This is a genomic window from Corynebacterium sp. KPL4015 (assembly GCF_040225725.1).
Taxonomy (GTDB): Bacteria; Actinomycetota; Actinomycetes; order Mycobacteriales; family Mycobacteriaceae; genus Corynebacterium; species Corynebacterium rhinophilum.
Genome location: NZ_JBEHGF010000060.1, coordinates 1 through 1,021, shown reverse-complemented (window position 1 = coordinate 1,021; position 1,021 = coordinate 1). Strand labels below are relative to the sequence as shown.

The 1,021-nt window shown below is 55.7% G+C and carries 1 protein-coding gene; it reads right to left on the bottom strand.

Annotated elements, in window-relative coordinates; genetic code table 11:
• Nucleotides 1–932, bottom strand: a 932-nt coding sequence (locus ABRP64_RS11620) for an IS481 family transposase (RefSeq protein ID WP_284771068.1), incomplete at its 3' end; no start/stop codon positions are given.
• Between the last annotated feature and the right edge of the window lie 89 nt (nt 933–1,021).

Sequence of the window (1,021 nt, the reverse complement as noted above, 5' to 3'; positions counted from 1 at the left end):
TTGTCGTTGGGGCTGGCTTTTGTGCCGGTGGTGTAGCTGTGGTGTGGGGTGTGTCGTCCTAGTGCGCGGTGTGGGCGTGTGGTGTTGTAGTAATCGCGGAATTCGTCGAGGAGTTGTTGCAGTTCAGCAATGGTATGGGCGGCTGGTCGTGCGGCGAGCCATTTTTTAAGGGTTTGGTGGAATCGCTCAATTTTTCCTTGGGTTTGCGGGTGTCCTGGCCGTCCGTTTTTCTGTTGGATTTTGTGTGTGGTCAGGACTTTTTCAAAGGCATTCCTCCCGCCTTTGCGCCCGGCTAGCCGGGCAGTAAATACTAAGCCATTATCGGTGAGAGTGGATGCTGGCGGGCCGTATGTGTTGATCAGGCGGGTTAATTCTTGTGCTACCTGTGGGCCGCTAAAGCCGGCTCGTGCGGTAATAGATAGCAGGTAGCGGGAGTGATCGTCGAGGAAATCCAGCACGTCGACGCGGGTGTTATCTGCCAGATAGATGTAGGTGATATCAGCCTGCCAACATTCATTGGGCATGGCGGCTTCAAAGCGGACAAATGAGCTTTTAGGCTTCTTCTTCGGTGCTGGGGTGATAAGGCCTTCAGCGTTGAGGATGCGGCGGATTGTTGATGTTGATGGGCTGCGGTGGCCGTCTTTTTCTAGGTGGAAGGAAATGGTGTCTGGCCCGGCATCGAGCCCGTGGCGAGTTAATTGCTTGCGGATAGCGATGATTTCTTTACGCAGCTTGTCAGGCACTGCCTGTGGATGGGTATGCGGGGCACGAGAGCGAGGCGCGATGGCGTCGGCGCCGCCGGCGTCAAAGGCGTTGAGGATCTGATAGACGCGCTGGCGGGAGATTCCAAAACGCTGGGCGACTTTAGAGGGGCTGCGGCCCTGTTTGCGGACTGCCTTGACGATGGCCATGTTGCGGTTGGGACTATTCATAGTGTCAAACATGTCGCGACTGATGAGTAAAACATCACCCGACACGGCCAGGTAACCCTAAGCGTCAACTATGTCGCGACTGACCTGTC